General features: G+C 71.3%; 12 protein-coding genes. 8 read left to right on the top strand and 4 right to left on the bottom strand.

Annotated elements, in window-relative coordinates:
* The first annotated feature begins 33 nt into the window (after window positions 1-33).
* Complete coding sequence (clpB, locus tag JYK02_RS06295; RefSeq protein ID WP_207049516.1) at window positions 34-2,658, top strand: ATP-dependent chaperone ClpB; 2,625 nt, start codon at window positions 34-36, stop codon at window positions 2,656-2,658.
* A gap of 73 nt (window positions 2,659-2,731) precedes the next feature.
* Here clpB and JYK02_RS06290 read toward each other — a convergent pair whose 3' ends face one another.
* The 3 genes from JYK02_RS06290 to JYK02_RS06280 are packed head-to-tail and all read right to left on the bottom strand — an operon-like array spanning window position 2,732 to window position 7,459.
* Complete coding sequence (locus tag JYK02_RS06290) at window positions 2,732-3,472, bottom strand: glutathione S-transferase C-terminal domain-containing protein (protein WP_207049499.1); 741 nt, start codon at window positions 3,470-3,472, stop codon at window positions 2,732-2,734.
* Between the two features lie 16 nt (window positions 3,473-3,488).
* Window positions 3,489-6,650, bottom strand: coding sequence for a serine/threonine-protein kinase (locus JYK02_RS06285; protein ID WP_207049497.1), 3,162 nt, complete (start codon window positions 6,648-6,650; stop codon window positions 3,489-3,491).
* Between the two features lie 8 nt (window positions 6,651-6,658).
* On the bottom strand, window positions 6,659-7,459 hold the full coding sequence (locus JYK02_RS06280) for a hypothetical protein (RefSeq protein WP_207049489.1): 801 nt from the start codon (window positions 7,457-7,459) through the stop codon (window positions 6,659-6,661).
* Between the two features lie 332 nt (window positions 7,460-7,791).
* On the opposite strand from JYK02_RS06280, the gene JYK02_RS06275 reads away from it, so the two are divergent.
* Together JYK02_RS06275 and JYK02_RS06270 are read left to right on the top strand one after the other, a co-directional pair.
* Entirely contained in the window at window positions 7,792-8,490 is a 699-nt protein-coding gene (locus tag JYK02_RS06275; protein WP_207049484.1) for an NADPH-dependent F420 reductase, read from the top strand.
* Window positions 8,491-8,569: 79 nt separating this feature from the next.
* Window positions 8,570-9,094, top strand: coding sequence for a 2'-5' RNA ligase family protein (locus JYK02_RS06270; RefSeq protein ID WP_207049483.1), 525 nt, complete (start codon window positions 8,570-8,572; stop codon window positions 9,092-9,094).
* Here JYK02_RS06270 and JYK02_RS06265 read toward each other — a convergent pair.
* Window positions 9,075-9,494 carry an arginine repressor gene (locus JYK02_RS06265; RefSeq protein ID WP_207049482.1) on the bottom strand — a complete coding sequence of 140 codons (420 nt, stop codon included), beginning with the start codon at window positions 9,492-9,494 and terminating at the stop codon, window positions 9,075-9,077. The two genes, JYK02_RS06270 and JYK02_RS06265, sit on opposite strands and share 20 nt — an antisense overlap.
* Before the next feature lie 181 nt (window positions 9,495-9,675).
* Here JYK02_RS06265 and JYK02_RS06260 point away from each other — a divergent pair, with 181 nt between their 5' ends.
* From JYK02_RS06260 to argG, 5 genes are read left to right on the top strand one after another with little or no spacing between them, the layout of a single operon-like run.
* Window positions 9,676-10,680 carry an N-acetylornithine carbamoyltransferase gene (locus tag JYK02_RS06260; RefSeq protein ID WP_120525612.1) on the top strand — a complete coding sequence of 335 codons (1,005 nt, stop codon included), beginning with the start codon at window positions 9,676-9,678 and terminating at the stop codon, window positions 10,678-10,680.
* 60 nt (window positions 10,681-10,740) lie between these two features.
* The gene (argB, locus tag JYK02_RS06255; protein ID WP_120563997.1) at window positions 10,741-11,667 is read left to right on the top strand and encodes an acetylglutamate kinase; all 927 of its coding nucleotides are present in this window, start codon (window positions 10,741-10,743) and stop codon (window positions 11,665-11,667) included.
* A complete protein-coding gene (locus JYK02_RS06250; RefSeq protein WP_207049481.1) occupies window positions 11,664-12,734 on the top strand; it encodes a M20/M25/M40 family metallo-hydrolase in 1,071 nt (356 codons plus the stop codon). The genes argB and JYK02_RS06250 overlap by 4 nt, the downstream gene beginning before the upstream one ends.
* Entirely contained in the window at window positions 12,727-14,076 is a 1,350-nt protein-coding gene (gene argH, locus JYK02_RS06245; protein ID WP_207049475.1) for an argininosuccinate lyase, read from the top strand. Before JYK02_RS06250 ends, argH begins: the two co-directional genes overlap by 8 nt.
* 40 nt (window positions 14,077-14,116) lie before the next feature.
* Window positions 14,117-15,304, top strand: coding sequence for an argininosuccinate synthase (argG, locus tag JYK02_RS06240; protein WP_207049473.1), 1,188 nt, complete (start codon window positions 14,117-14,119; stop codon window positions 15,302-15,304).
* Window positions 15,305-15,306: the final 2 nt, after the last annotated feature.

The raw sequence follows: 15,306 nt of genomic DNA, 5'->3' as shown, positions 1-15,306 counted from the left end.
TGCCAAGGGGTCCCTGGCCCTTACGTTGAGTTCATGCGACTCGACAAATACACGGTGAAGGCGCAGGAGGCGATCCAGGAGGGTCAGTCCCTGGCCCGCCGGGCCGACAATCCCCACTACGAGCCGGAGCACCTGGCCACGGCGCTGCTGGGGCAGAAGGACGGCATCGTCGACCCCCTGCTGCGCAAGATTGGCGTGGACGTGAAGCTGTTCGCGGGCCGGCTGGGCGAAGCGCTCCAGAAGCTCCCGCGCATCCAGGGCGGCGAGAGCGCCATGCTCAGCCAGCGCCTGATGAAGACCTTCGACAAGGCGGAGGACGAGGCCAAGGCGCTGAAGGACGACTTCACGTCCTCCGAGCACCTGCTGCTCGCGCTGACCCAGGACAAGGGCGCCGTCGGCGAGGCCATGAAGTCCTCCGGCGTGACGCGCGAGCGCGTGCAGGCGGGCCTCAAGGAGGTCCGCGGTTCCGCGCGCGTGACGAGCGCCGACGCGGAGTCCACCTACCAGGCGCTGGAGAAGTACGGCCGCGACCTCACGGAGGCCGCGCGCAGCGGCAAGCTGGACCCCGTCATCGGACGCGACGAGGAGATCCGCCGCTGCATCCAAGTGCTCAGCCGCCGCACCAAGAACAACCCCGTCCTCATCGGTGAGCCGGGCGTGGGCAAGACGGCCATCGCCGAAGGGCTCGCGCGCCGCATCGTGGACGGCGACGTGCCGGAGGGCCTGAAGAACAAGCGCCTCATCACCCTGGACCTGGGGGCGATGGTGGCCGGCGCGAAGTACCGCGGCGAGTTCGAGGAGCGCCTCAAGGCGGTCCTCAAGGAGGTCGCGGACGCGGCCGGCGAAATCATCCTCTTCATCGACGAGATGCACACGCTCGTGGGCGCCGGGAAGGCGGAAGGCGCCATGGACGCGGGCAACATGCTCAAGCCGGCGCTCGCGCGCGGCGAGCTGCACTGCATTGGCGCGACGACGCTGGATGAGTACCGCAAGCACATCGAGAAGGACGCCGCGCTGGAGCGCCGCTTCCAGCCGGTGTTCGTGGGCGAGCCCACGGTGCACGACACCATCAGCATCCTGCGTGGCCTCAAGGAGCGCTACGAGGTCCACCACGGCGTGCGCATCCAGGACTCCGCGCTCGTCGCGGCGGCCACGCTCAGCCACCGGTACATCGCGGACCGCTTCCTGCCGGACAAGGCCATCGACCTGGTCGACGAGGCCTCCAGCCGCCTGCGCATCGAGATCGACTCCATGCCCACGGAGATCGACGACATCCGCCGCAAGGTGACGCAGCTCGAAATCGAGCGCGAGGGCCTGCGCAAGGAGACGGACCCGCACTCGCGCGAGCGCCTGGCCACCATCGAGAAGGAGCTCGCGAACCTCAACGAGAAGTTCAACTCGCTCAAGGCGCACTGGGACGAGGAGAAGAAGGCCATCGCGGCGCTGCGCACGCTCAAGGAGAAGCAGGAGAAGGCGCGCAACGACCAGGCCGCCGCCGAGCGCCAGGGCGACCTGAACCGCGCCGCCGAGCTGAAGTTCGGCGTCATCCCGGGCCTGGAGAAGGAAGTCACGGCGCAGAACGAGAAGCTGGCGGAGCTGCAGAAGCACCAGAAGTTCCTCAAGGAGGAGGTGGACTCCGAGGACATCGCGTCGGTCGTGGCCAAGTGGACGGGCATCCCGGTCTCCAAGCTGATGGAGGGCGAGATGCAGAAGCTGGTCAAGATGGAGGACCGGCTCGCCGAGCGCGTCATCGGTCAGCGCAGCGCGATTGAAGCCGTGTCCAACGCCGTGCGCCGCGCGCGCAGCGGGCTGCAGGACCCGAACCGTCCCATCGGCTCGTTCATCTTCCTGGGCCCCACGGGCGTGGGCAAGACGGAGACGGCGAAGGCGCTGGCGGAGTTCCTCTTCGACGACGACACGGCCATGGTCCGCATCGACATGTCCGAGTACATGGAGAAGCACGCGGTGTCGCGGCTCGTGGGCGCGCCCCCGGGCTACGTCGGCTACGAGGAGGGCGGCCAGCTCACGGAGGCCGTGCGCCGCAGGCCGTACACGGTGGTGCTCTTCGATGAGATCGAGAAGGCACACCACGACGTGTTCAACATCCTGCTGCAGATCCTGGACGAAGGCCGGGTGACGGACAGCCAGGGCCGCACGGTGGACTTCCGCAACACGGTGCTCATCCTCACGTCCAACATCGGCTCGCAGGCCATCCAGGAGGGCATGGCGGGCACGGACACGCTCAACGAGAAGACGCGCGGCGAGGTGATGGAGGCGCTGCGCGGCCACTTCCGGCCGGAGTTCCTCAACCGCGTGGACGAGATCGTCGTCTTCGAGCCGCTGCGCAAGAAGGACATCTACCGCATCGTCGACATCCAGCTGGGCAAGCTGCAGAAGCTGCTCCAGGCCAAGCGCCTGACGCTGGACCTCACGGACAGCGCGCGGGAGCTCCTGGCGGAGCGCGGCTACGACCCGACGTACGGCGCCCGGCCGCTGAAGCGGGCCGTGCAGAAGTACCTGCTGGATCCGCTCGCGCTCCAGGTGCTCAACGGCGAGTTCGCGCCGGGCGAGCACATCCAGGCGGACGCGGGCCCCGACGGGCTCACCTTCGCCAAGGTGCTGGTGGACAACTCCAAGGGCGTGAAGAAGACGGCGTAGTCCGCTTCACGCACCGGGGCTTCGCTTCAAGGCGGGCCGCCTTCCCTCACGGGGAGGCGGCCCGTTGTCTTCATCAGGTGCGGCGGTGCTTGTCGTAGAGCGCGTCGCGCCACGCGAGCAGGTCCGGGAAGCGCGCGGCGAGCCCTGGATGGGTCCACACCTCGCGCGTGCCCGGCCCCATGGGCAGGTGCCGGTCCGCCGGCGGCCCCAGGAGCACGAGCATCGCCGCGGTGGTGATGTCCGCGTAGGTGAAGCCCGCCGCCAGCAGGTAGGGCCGGCCGCCCAGCGCCGCGCGCAGCTTGTCGTAGGCGGGGGCGACCTTGGCCTCGATGACCTCCGGCGTGCCATCCGCCACCTGGTGCTTCTTCACCACGTAGCGCATGCCCAGGCGCGCGGAGGGCGCGAACAGCGGGCGCAGGAAGCCGGGGACGAACTTCGGCAGGGCCTCCGCCTGGGCGCGGGAGATCGTCAGCATGCGCGGCATGGCGTAGGCGCGCGCCAGGTCCAGCACCTCTTCGCTGGTGTCGTTCCACGCGGTGATGGCGTCCAGGTGCGCGGCCGGGAACAGCGGGCTCCCCTGCCCCAGCTCCTCCGCGCGCTTCGCGATGGCGAACGAGCCGTGCGTCGCGGCCTGGGGCGGATCCACGAGCAGCGGCACGGAGGGCTTCACGCCGGGCGCCACCTGCTTGCGCAGCCAGCGCTCCTGGATGAGGGGGACGTAGTCCTGGTAGCGGTAGGTGACGCGGTGGTGGTCCAACGCCCACCGGGCCTTCTCCGTCCAGCCCGAAGAGGTCAGTCCGACGAGGGTTCGCATAGGGGGCGGGACCCTATCAGGGCGCGCTCAGGAACGCGTCCAGCTCGGAGAGCTTGAGCATCCGGGGCTCGGGGGTGGGGAGCACGGCGTCGCGGGCCGCGGCGGCCAGCGCGCGGGCCCGCTCCGGCTCGCGGTGGGCGCGGCGCAGCGCGCGGGCCAGGACGAAGCGGATGTTGGCCATCTCCAGGGGGGAGGCCGCCGTCTGGTTCCAGGCCTCCAGGGCCTGCTCCGCCCACGGGAGGGCCTGCTCCACCTCGCCCCTTGCCAGGGCAAGTTCGGCCAGCATCTCCGCCACCTCCATGGGAGGCCGGGCCTCCGCGCCCGCGAGCTTGTGGTGCAGGGCCAGGAGCTCGCGCGCCGCGTCCCGGGCCTCGTTGAGCTGCTTCGCCTGGATGAGGGCCAGGGTCAGGACGCGCAGCACCTCGCCCAGTTCGCTCTCCGCCTCCAGCTCCCGCACGATGGCCACGGCGCGCTTCGCCTCCGCGACGGCGCGCGCGGGCTGATCCAGCCGCATCCAGGCCTCCGCCATGCAGCGTGCTGGCGCCGCGAAGATGGGGTCCTTGCGGCCATCGGCCCGGCCCACCATCGCCTCCTCCTCCATCTGCTGGAGCAGCGCCTGGGCCTCGGCCATCCGGCTCTGGTTCATGAGGATCTGGGACAGGTTGGTGCCCGTGCGGATGCGGAAGACGGAGCCCTTGGGGAACAGCTGGTTGTAGATGGCCCGGGCCTCGTGCATGTGGCGCTCGGCCTCGTCGTAGCGCCCCATGCGGTAGGCCGCCGCGCTCAGGTTCCCTCGCAGACCGGCGACGTAGCGCAGGGGCTGGTGATCCGGACCGTAGATGCGCTCATAGCGGCGCAGGACCTCCAGGAAGGCCTCCTGGCCCTCCTGGTAGCGCTGCAGTTCCACCAGGGTGCCGCCAATGTTGTTGAGGGTGATGGCGACCTTCGGGTGGTCCGGGCCGTAGGCGGCCTCCAGGATATTCCGGGCGCGCTGGACGGTCGCGAGCGCATCCTCCTTGCGCCCCATGGACCGCTGGGTGGAGGCCAGGGTGAGCAGCCCGCGGGCAAGCCGGGGTGAGTCTCGGCCATGCAGCCGCTCCTGGAGCGCCAGCCCCTGCTGGATGAGCGGCAGTGCTTCCGAGGAACGCGACTGCTGTTCCAGCGAGTTGCCTTCGTACACGAGCAACTGCGACTCCAGCTCCGGGTTGCCGCCGGAGCGCGCCAGGAGCGCCCGGGCCTCGTCGGCGTGGGCCTTCGCCTGCTCCGGGCGCTGGGTCACTTCGCCGTCGACGAAGACCTGATGGACGGCGGCCTCCGCGGCGCGCAGATCGTCGCGCCCGGACAGGGACGCGAGCATCGCGCGGCGCAGCGCGGGTTCCGCGGCCTCGTCGCGCAGGAAGGCGCGGGCTTCGCCTTCGATGAGCAGGGCTTCGCCGAGGAGCGGCTGGTAGCCCAGCGCCTCGGCCTCTTTGATGATGGGAGCGACGCGGTCCACGGCGTCCTGCCACCGGTCCGCGCCCAGGCGGGCCCGCGCGTCGTCCAGCTTCGCGTACGCGGCCTTCACGCGAGCGGCGACCTCGGGGCGCTCCGGCGGAGGCACGGGCTGGGACAGGGCCTCCACGTCCGCGCAGCGCGAGAGCGGGCTCAACGCCTGCGCGGCTTCCGGCGCGGTTGCGACGCCCGCCCGGTCCGCGGAGAGGAGCACCTCGGTCAGCGAGGTCAGCTCCCGGCGGCGGCGCTCCAGGCAGTTCGTGCGCAGGTCCAGCACCGCGGTGGACTGGGTGCCGTGTTCGTGCGTGGCGAGGCACGCATCGCGCCGGCTGTCGCTCCAGCCGGAGACATAGGCATCCAGCGCGCGGGCCGTGGTCTCGTAGGCCGCGACGGCGTCCGGTGCGCCCGTGGCCTGGAAGGCCTTGAGCAGCGCCGCCTTGCGGTCCGCGTCCCAGACGCCCTGGAAGCGCGAAGGGTCCTCCGCGCAGGGCGAAGGGCCGCGTGCGACCACCAACGCTGCCACGATGGCGAGCAGGCCCGCGCCCACGCCCGCCGCCGCCATCTTCGCGCCGGTGCGCGGGAACGCCGCCCGCTCCAACGCGTCGAGCAGGACCGTCATGGAGGGATGGCGCTCCGAGGGCGCACGCGACAGTCCGCGCACGATGAGCGCGTGCACGGCGCGAGGGATGTTGCTCCGGTTCGCGAGGCCGCCCGCTTCGGCGGAGGAGGGCCTCTGGCCGTGCAGCCCTTCGTACAGCGACACGCAGAACGCGTACTGATCCGACCGGGCATCGGCCGGAGCGCCCGTGAGCACCTCCGGCGCGATGTATCCGGGAGTGCCGGCGACGCTGGTGACCAGCGGGGCCTTCTTCAGGGACGCGGCCTCGGCCGGAGCCCGCGCGGGGCCCGCCGCCGGAGGCACGGCCTCACCCGAGGCCAGCGAAGGGGCGTCCATGCCTTCGGTGGACTCCAGGCGCGCCAGCCCGAAGTCCGTCACGCGGGCGCGGCCCTCCTTGTCCACGAGGACGTTGTCCGGCTTGAAGTCCCGGTGCACCACGCCCGCCGCGTGCGCCGCCGCGAGCCCCCGGCCCGCCTGCAGATACAACCGCACCACGTCGCGCCACGGCCTCGCGGACGCCTTCAGGTGCTGGCGCAGCGTGCCCCCGTCCACCAGCTCCATCGCGATGAAGACCACGTCCCCGAACGTCCCCACGTCGTGCACCGTGACGACATGCGGGTGGCGGGTGCGCGCGGCGGCCTGGGCCTCACGAAGCAGCTGCTCCGTCAGCCCCGCGGCACCGCCCGTCGAGGACAGCGTGCGCAGCAGCTTCAGGCCGATGCGCCGGTCGAGGCTCGGATCATACGCCGCGTGGACGACGCCCATCCCGCCCGCGCCCAGCCGCTCCAGCACCACGTAGCGCCCCAGCAGCGTGCCCTGCGCCACCTGCGGATAGCCCGTCCTCGAAGCCCGCGTGCGCGGCGCCTCCGACAGCACCACGGCCGTGGGCGCGGCGTGCACGTCGGGCGCGGAAGCGGCGCGCACCCGCAGGAAGTCCGCCAGGGCCTCCCGGCAGACCGCGCAGGCATCCAGGTGGGTCTCGGCGCGCTCGCGCAGGGACTGCGACGGAATGCCATCCGCGAGGTCGAGCAGCTCGACCTCCACGAGATGGGCGGAGGACTCGGACATGGGTGGGCTCACCCTTTCTTCAAGAGGGACGCGAGGCTGAGCTCCAGGCTGCCGTCGAGGACGCGCAGCAGGCTGTCGAGCTGGGACGTGTTGAGCGCGAGCCTCCGGGCCAGGCCCGCCCGCGTGTTCTCCAGGAGCGCCTCGCGCGCCTTCGCCATCCACCGCGACACCGTGGAGGCGTGCACCTGGTGCAGCGCGCCCAGCGACTCCACGCCCAGGCCCTGCACCAGCCCCATGCGCAGCAGGTTGCGGTCCCGCGCGGAGAGCGCGGCCAGGGCCTCCGCGAAGGCAGCGCGGAAGGCGGGACGGTAGCGGTGGCGGATGTGCTCCAGCTCCGGATCCGCCGCGCCCAGGTCCGCCGCGATGAGCGCGTCATCCAGCGGCGTGCTGCGCTCCGGCCTGCGCTTGAGCGCCAGCGCGACGCCCAGCGCCACGGCCTCCGCCCACCGCCGCAGCGGTCCCCGGCCCGCGTACTCCGTGAGGCGCGGCGCACGGCCACCCTCCTCCACCAGCAGCCGCAGGCGCGTGAGCTGGAGCACCTCGTCCACGAAGGCCCCCGAGTCCTCCACGCGCCGCACCGCGCGTCCCGCGGGCACCAGCACCGTCGCGTCCAGCGCATCCAGCGCGGCCCGCTGGCCCTCCACCGCCGCCAGCGCCAGGTACAGGTCCTCGCAGTGCAGCGCGGCGAGGGCCTGCGTGGGGGGCTCGCCCGGGGGCGTGTGCAGGCCCAGGTGCGCGACGAACGCCTTGGGAGCAAGCCACCCGCCCGGCCACGCCGCCTCGCAGCGCTCCACGATGGCGGTCAGCACGGGCTCGAGCCCCGCCTCCTCCTCGGGAGTCAGGGGTCGCGCGGCCCCCCGGAATGCCGCGACCAGCTCGGATGGAAGGTTCGCCATGGCAGCGAGGCCGGGCCCCCAAAGGACCGGTGAATCCAGGACGTTAGCGAAAGGCCCGGGCAATGCGGAAGAGCCCCCTGCGCTTGGAAGGCGCCCCGGTCAGCGGCCAACCCACGGCGTTGGCGCCGGCGCCCCTCCTGGTAGGCCGTGCTCGCGCGGAAATCCAACCCGGCCGCGCATCGCGGTCGCGGGTCGTGCATCCGACCGGCGCTTGAAGTCGTGGGACCCACTACCCGGAGGACGACATGAAGATCGGAATCATTGGCGCGGGGCTGATCGGCGGAACCCTGGCTCGCAGGTGGACGAAGCTGGGGCATGAGGTGTCCATCGCGAACTCCCGCGGGCCGGACACCCTGCGCGACCTGGCGAAGGAGACGGGCGCGAAGGCCGTCACCGTCCAGGAGGCGGCGAACGCCGGCGAGGTCGTCGTCGTGACCATTCCCCAGAAGGCGGTCCCCGACCTGCCGAAGGGCCTCTTCGCGAACGTGCCGAAGGACGTCGTCGTCATCGACACGGGCAACTACTACCCCGTGCGCGACGGAAACATCGCGGAGCTCGAAGCCGGCACGGTGGAGAGCGAGTGGGTCGCGAAGCTCATCGGCCGCCCGGTCATCAAGGCCTTCAACAACATCTTCTTCCAGAGCCTGCTGGACAAGGGCACCCCGAAGGGCACGCCCGGCCGCGTCGCGCTGCCCATCGCGGGAGACCCGCCCGAGCACCGCGCGAAGGTGCTCAAGCTCGTGGAGGAGCTGGGCTTCGACGGCATCGACGCGGGCAGCCTCGCCGACTCCTGGCGCCAGCAGCCCGGCACCCCGGTCTACACCCACGACCTCGACGCCGCGGGCGTGAAGAAGGCCCTGGCCGCGGCCGAGCGCTCGCGCATTCCGGAGTACCGCAACGCCTCCAACACCTGGCTGAAGAACTTCCTCGAATCACAGAAGTGAGCCCAGCGGAGTCGGACGGCGCGGCGGGGGGCCCCTCCCGCCGCCGCCGCGGGTCGTCGCGTAGAGTGCGCGAGCACTCATGACCTCCTCCTCCGAAGCCCCGCTGCTCGTCACCGCCGAGATGGAGCCGGAGACCTTCGCGCGCCTGGACGGGCTTCGCCGCCGCTACTTCCCGCCCGAGCGCAACGTCATCCCCGCGCACGTCTCCCTCTTCCACCACCTGCCCGCATCAGAACAGGACGCCGTGGAGGCCGCGCTCGAGGTCGTCACCGAGCGTCCCGCCCCCACGCTGCGCTTCGGAAGGCTGCGAAGCCTGGGACGCGGCATGGCCGTGGACGTGGAGGCCCAGGAACTGGTCCCGGTGCACCGCGAGCTGTCCCGCGCGTTCGCGGAGTGGATCACGCCGCAGGACCGTCAGCCCTTCCGGCCCCACGTCACGCTGATGAACAAGACCACTCCCGAGGAAGCGAAGGCCGCGCTCGCGGAGCTGGGCGCGGACTGGGCCGCCTTCGAGTCCACGGCTCCAGCGCTGCTGCTCTGGCGCTACCTCGGAGGCCCGTGGGAGCTCGTGCGCCGCTTCCCGTTCACGGGCCGCGCTGGATGAGCTGCTCCACCGCTTCGCGCACGTCCTGCAACAGCGACGGATCCCTCACCGCGATGAAGATGGTGTCGTCGCCCGCCACCGTGCCCGCCAGGCCCTCCACCTCCTCGCGGTCCAGCGCCAGCCCGAAGATCTGCGCGTAGCCGGGCGCCGTCTTCAGCACCAGCATGTTGGGTGGCGCCTCGATGATGGTGACGCTCGGCGCGAGCGGCACCGGCGCCACCGGCGGCTCCGTGCGCTGGTAGCGCCCGTTCACCTTCTGCACGTGCAGCTTCTTCAGCCGCCGCGACAGCGTGGACTGGCTGGGCGCGTGCCCCGCCTGCTCCAGCAGCTCCTGGAGCACCGCCTGATCCGGAACGTCCTGCCGGGAGATGAGCTGAAGGATGGCGTCGTCCAGGTTCATTCACGTTCACCATGCATGCGGCTGAATACGCACGCAAGGCGGATGAAAAATCCCAGTGAATGTTCTTGCGCGCTGCGCCGTTCTGCATAATATCCGCGCCTCCTCAGCGAATATGCATGAATTCGAGTGCATATTCAGCAGTACCCCATCCATCCGGCGCGGCCGGGGGAGCACGAAGCCCATGAAGCATGTCACCCGCATCCAGGACCTGGGCCCGGAAGGCGTCGAGGCGGTCCTCTCGCAGGCGGCCGCGTGGAAGCAGAAGGACCCTGGGGCGCTGTTCCCCGGGAAGATCCTGGGCATGGTGTTCTTCAATCCGTCGCTGCGCACGCGCACCTCCTTCGAGGCGGTGATGCTGCGCGCGGGCGGGCACGCCATCGTGCTCGACGTGGGCTCTGGCGTGTGGAAGCTGGAGGACCGTCCCGGCGCGGTGATGAACGCGGACCGCGCGGAGCACATCAAGGAGGCGTCGCCCGTCCTGTCGCGCTTCGTGGACATGCTCGGCATCCGCACCTTCTCCCAGGGCGGCGGTGACGAGGAGGACGAGGCCGACCCCGTCATCAACGCCTTCCGCAAGTGGGCCACCGTGCCGGTGGTGAGCATGGAGTCCGCGCGCGAGCACCCCTGCCAGGGCCTGGCGGACGCGCTCACGCTGCGCGAGACGTTCGGCACCACGAAGAAGCTGCCGGTGACGCTCACCTGGGCGCCGCACATCAAGCCGCTGCCCAAGGCCGTTCCCAACTCGTTCCTCTTGTCCGCGGCAGCCGCGGGCTGCGAGGTGCGCGTGGCGCATCCGCCGGGCTTCGACCTGCACCCGGCCGTGCGCGCGGAAGCCGAGGCGTACGCCAAGGCCACCGGCGGCAGCATCACGTACACGCACGACCAGGACGAGGCGCTGGTGGGCAGCCGCGCCGTGTACGCCAAGTCCTGGGGCCCCACGGCTCAGACGGCCAGCACGCCCACGGACGTGGCGGCGCTGCTCGCGTCGTACTCGGGCTGGATGCCCACGCGCCGGCACATGGCGAAGGCCGCGAAGGACGCGGCGTTCCTGCACTGCCTGCCCGTGCGCCGCAACGTGGAGGTCGCCGACGAGGTGCTGGACCACGCGAGCAGCCGCGTCGTGGACGAGGCGGGCAACCGCTACCACGTGCAGCGCGCCCTCCTGGCCTGGATGCGCGGCGGCTGAGCCGTCACAGCCCGCCGCCCCACCCTTCTTCGTCCCCTTTTGAATTTCCAGAGGTCCACCGTGCCTTTGTCTCCCGACCCGTACGCCGCACTCCGCAACGCGGCGAAGTACGTGAAGCAGTTCCGCAGCAAGACCTTCGTGGTGAAGCTGGGCGGCGCCGTGCTGACGGATCCGCGCACGCGCAAGACGGCGTGCGAGCAGATCGCCCTGCTGTGGGCCTTCTCCATCCGCCCCGTCGTGGTGCACGGCGGCGGTCCGGAGCTGGACTCGCTCTGTGACGCCCTGCACCTGCCCATCGAGAAGGTGGCGGGCCGCCGCATCACCTCCGCGCCCGTGCTGGACGCGGCGAAGATGGTGCTCGCGGGCAAGCTGCACACGGACCTGCTAGCGGACCTCCAGGCCGCGGGCGTGCCCGCGGTGGGCCTGTCCGGCGTGGACGCGGGCCTCATCAAGGCGCGCAAGCGCCCGCCCGTGCTGGTGACGGAGCCCGGTGAAACCCAGGGCCGCATGGTGGACTACGGCCTCGTGGGCGACATCGAGTCCGTGGACACGCGCGTCGTGGAGCATCTGCGCAGCGCGGACTACGTGCCCGTCATCGCCCCGCTGTCGGGTGGCCAGGACGGCGCCGTGTACAACACCAACGCGGACACGGTGGCGGCGGCCCTGGCGGCGGCGCTGCATGCCGAAAAGCTGTTCTTCATGGTGGAGGTGCCGGGGCTCCTCAAGGACGTCTCCGACCCGTCGTCGCTCATCTCGCTGGCCACGCTGTCGGACCTGGCGTCCCTGGAGGCGGAAGGGCGGCTCACGGGCGGCATGCGTCCGAAGGCGCACGCCATGCGCCACGCGCTCGTGGGCGGCGTGGGCAGCGTGCACCTGGTGAGCGGCAAGCAGTCCGACGCCCTGTTGGAGGAGGTCTTCACCAACGAGGGCAGCGGCACCATGGTCGTGCGCGAGCACCCGGTGAAGCACGGCGAGGCCAAGGGTTGAACCCCGCCGAGCTGCTCACCGCGCTGGTCGCCACGCCCAGCGTCTCCGGCGACGAGGCCCGCATCGCGGACCTCGTCGCGGGCCATGCGGAGTCCTGGGGTGCCCGCGTGCACCGCCAGGGCCACAACGTGTGGTTCAGCGTGGGCAGCGGGCCGAAGCGCCTGCTCGTCAACTCGCACCTGGACACGGTGAAGCCGTGCGCCGGGTGGAACACCGAGCCGCACGAGGCCGTGTGGAAGGACGACACGCTCTACGGCCTGGGCGCCAACGACGCCAAGGGCTGCGTCACCGCCATGCTCCTCACCGCGAAGGCGCTCCTCGAAGAAGGCGCGCCTTCCGGTGTGGAGTGCGTCTTCGCGCTCACCGCCGAGGAGGAGACGGGCGGCAAGGGGCTGGGGCCACTGTTGCCCGCGCTGGGGCCGCTGGACGCCGCCATCGTGGGAGAGCCCACGTCGCTCAAGCCCTGCACGGCGCAGCGGGGCATGCTGCTCCTGCGCTGCGTGGCGCACGGCAAGAGCGGCCACGTCGCGCACGCGCACACGGGTGGCCTGGGCTCGGAATCCAACGCCATCCTCAAGGCGGCCCGGGACATCCAGGCCGTGTCCGCGTTGCGCTTCCCCGCGCACCCGCTGTTGGGTGAGGCGCGAGCGCAGGTGACGCAGGTGTCCGGGGGCCTCGCGCGCAACCAGGTGCCGGACCGGTGCGAGTTCTTCGTGGACCTGCGCACCACGCCGGGCATGGACCACGCGAAGGTGGCGGAGGACGTGGGCCGTGCGCTGGAGAGCGAGGTGGTGGTGCACTCCGCGCGCTACCTGCCCAAGGGCACGGACGCGTCGCACCCGCTGGTGCGCGCGGCGGTGGCGGCGTCGGGACAGGCGACCGTGGGCTCCAGCACCACGTCCGACTGGGCGTTCCTGGGCGACCTGCCCGCGGTGAAGGTGGGTCCGGGCGACACGCTCCGGAGCCACCAGGCGAACGAGTACCTCACGCGCGCGGAGCTGGAGGCGGGGCTCGCGTTCTATCGACGACTGCTGCACGGCTATGCCGGGGAGGTGTCGCGTGGCTGAGACATTGTGGGGCAAGGGCCAGCCGCTGGACGCGGCCATCCACGCCTTCACCGTGGGCGATGACCCGGTGGTGGACCTGTCGCTCGTCCCGCACGACGCGCTGGGCAGCGCCGCGCACGCCCGCATGCTCGCGCACGTGGGGCTGCTCGCGCCTGACGCCGCCGCGTCGCTCGTGAGCGCCCTGCACGCGCTGCACGACGAGGCCCGAGCGGGCCGCTTCACCATCCGCCCGGAGCAGGAGGACGGCCACACCGCGCTGGAGGCCGCGCTCGTGGAGCGCACCGGCGAGGCGGGCAAGCGCATCCACCTGGCGCGCTCGCGCAACGACCAGGTGCTGCTCGCCCTGCGCCTCTTCATGCGCGAGGAACTGCTCGCGCTGGGTGCGCGCACGGCGGAGCTGGCCGGCACGTTCCTCGACTTCGCGCAGGCGCATGCGGACCTGCCCCTGCCCGGCTACACGCACCTGCGCCGCGCGATGCCGTCCACCTTCGGCCTGTGGGGCATGGCGTTCGCCGAAGGGCTGCTGGAGGAGCTGGAGGCGCTGAAGGGCGTGTGGGGGCGGCTCGACCGCTGCCCGCTGGGCGCCGCCGCGGGCTTCGGCGTGCCGCTGCCCATCGACCGTGAATATGTCGCGCGGTTGCTCGGTTTTAGTCGAGTTCAACGCAGCCCCATCGACGCGCAGGACAGTCGGGGGCGGCATGAAGCAGCGCTGCTCACCTGGGCGTGCTCGGTGGCGGGCACTCTGGAGAAGTGGCTTTGGGACGTGCAGCTCTACAGCATGGACGAGTTCGGCTTCCTGGCCCTGCCGGATGCCTTCACGACCGGCTCGTCCATCATGCCGCAGAAGAAGAACCCGGACGTGGTGGAGCTGGCCCGGGGCCGCTGCCGCGAGCTGCGCGGCCTTGCGCACCAGGTGGAGGCGGTGGCCGGCGGGCTTCCCTCCAGCTACCACCGTGACTTCCAGTTGCTGAAGCGCCCCACCCTCCAGGCCCTCACCAGCGCGAAGGCGCTTCTGGAGGTCCTGGCGCGGCTGGTGCCCGCGCTGAAGGTGAACGCGGAGAAGGCGCGCGCGGCGTGCGACGACACGCTCTACGCCGCGCACCACGCCTACGCGCTCGTGGCGAAGGGCCAGCCCTTCCGCGACGCGTACCGCGAGGTGGGCCGTCAGCTCAACGAAGGCACCTTCCAGCCGGACCGTGGCGCGCTGACGGCCACCCACCTGGGTGGCGCCGGCAACCTGGGCCTCGCCACCGCGCGCGAGGAACTGGCGGACGCGCGCGACTGGCTCACGCGCACCCATGCCCAGCAGGCCGAGGCCGCTTCACGCGTCTGGGCCCCCTGAAACCTTCCTCACCCCCTTTCGCAGCAACAGGAGTCCGAAGATGAGCAAGAAGTCCGTGGTGCTGGCGTTCTCCGGTGGCCTCGATACCGCCTTCTGCACGGTGTACCTGCGTGAGCAGGGCTGGGACGTCACCACCGTCACCGTGGACACGGGCGGCTTCCCGCCCGAGCAGCTGCAGCGCATCCAGGCCCTGTCCCAGAAGCTGGGCGCGGTGGCGCACCACACGGTGGACGCGCGCGACACCCTGTTCCAGGGCTACCTGCGCTTCCTCATCGCCGGCAACGTGCTGCGCGGCCAGCTCTACCCGCTGAGCGTCTCCGCGGAGCGCGCGTGCCAGGCCGTGGAGGCCGTGCGCATGGCGGAGAAGCTGGGCGTGCAGGCCGTGGCCCACGGCAGCACCGGCGCGGGGAATGATCAGGTCCGCTTCGACGTGGCCTTCCGCACGCTCGCGCCGCAGCTCCAGCTCATCACGCCCATCCGCGACCTGGCGCTCTCCCGCCAGCAGGAGATTTCCTTCCTCGCGGAGCGCGGCTTCCACCTGCCGGCGAAGACGGGCACGTACTCCGTCAACGAGGGCATGTGGGGCACGTCCGTGGGCGGCCGCGAGACGCTGGACTCGTGGAGCACCCTGCCGGAAGCGGCCTTCCCCGGTGGGGAGATTCCCACCGACCTGAAGCCGCTGCCGCTGATCATCTCCTTCGACAAGGGCGTGCCGGTGGCGCTCGACGGCAAGGCGCTGTCGGCGGTGGACGTGGTGGAGAAGCTCAACGCGCTGGGCAGGCCGTACGGCATTGGCCGGGGCGTGCACCTGGGCGACACCATCCTGGGCATCAAGGGCCGCGTGGGCTTCGAGGCGCCCGCGGCGCACCTGCTCATCGCGTCGCACCGCGAGCTGGAGAAGCTGGTGCTGTCGGGCAAGCAGCTCTTCTGGAAGGAGACGGTGGGCAACCTGTACGGGTCGCTGCTGCACGAGGGGCACTTCTTCGACCCGCTGGTGAAGGACCTGGAGGCGTTCCTCGCCTCCTCGCAGGACCGCGTGACGGGCGAGGTGAAGCTGGTGCTCACCCCGCGCGCCCACGTCGTGGAAGGCGTGCGTTCGCCGCACTCGCTGATGGACGCGAAGGTGGCGACGTACGGAGAGGCCAACGTGTTGTGGACGGGGACGGAGGCGGCGGGGTTCGCCAAGCTCTACGGCGTCGCGCAGATGCTCTCGCAGAAAGCGAAGTGACG

Origin of the sequence: Corallococcus macrosporus, assembly GCF_017302985.1 — a bacterium.
GTDB classification, from domain to species: domain Bacteria; phylum Myxococcota; class Myxococcia; order Myxococcales; family Myxococcaceae; genus Corallococcus; species Corallococcus macrosporus_A.
The sequence above is the reverse complement of the archived record's forward strand: the minus strand, read 5'-3'. Positions and strand labels throughout refer to the sequence as shown.

Coding starts and splice junctions, on each gene's coding strand:
- JYK02_RS06260 (WP_120525612.1), top strand. CDS start 9,676: ATGAAGCATGTCACCCGCATCCAGGACCTGGGCCCGGAAGGCGTCGAG.
- JYK02_RS06275 (WP_207049484.1), top strand. CDS start 7,792: ATGAAGATCGGAATCATTGGCGCGGGGCTGATCGGCGGAACCCTGGCT.
- JYK02_RS06290 (WP_207049499.1), bottom strand. CDS start 3,472: ATGCGAACCCTCGTCGGACTGACCTCTTCGGGCTGGACGGAGAAGGCC.
- clpB (WP_207049516.1), top strand. CDS start 34: ATGCGACTCGACAAATACACGGTGAAGGCGCAGGAGGCGATCCAGGAG.
- JYK02_RS06265 (WP_207049482.1), bottom strand. CDS start 9,494: ATGAACCTGGACGACGCCATCCTTCAGCTCATCTCCCGGCAGGACGTT.
- argG (WP_207049473.1), top strand. CDS start 14,117: ATGAGCAAGAAGTCCGTGGTGCTGGCGTTCTCCGGTGGCCTCGATACC.
- JYK02_RS06285 (WP_207049497.1), bottom strand. CDS start 6,650: ATGTCCGAGTCCTCCGCCCATCTCGTGGAGGTCGAGCTGCTCGACCTC.
- JYK02_RS06270 (WP_207049483.1), top strand. CDS start 8,570: ATGACCTCCTCCTCCGAAGCCCCGCTGCTCGTCACCGCCGAGATGGAG.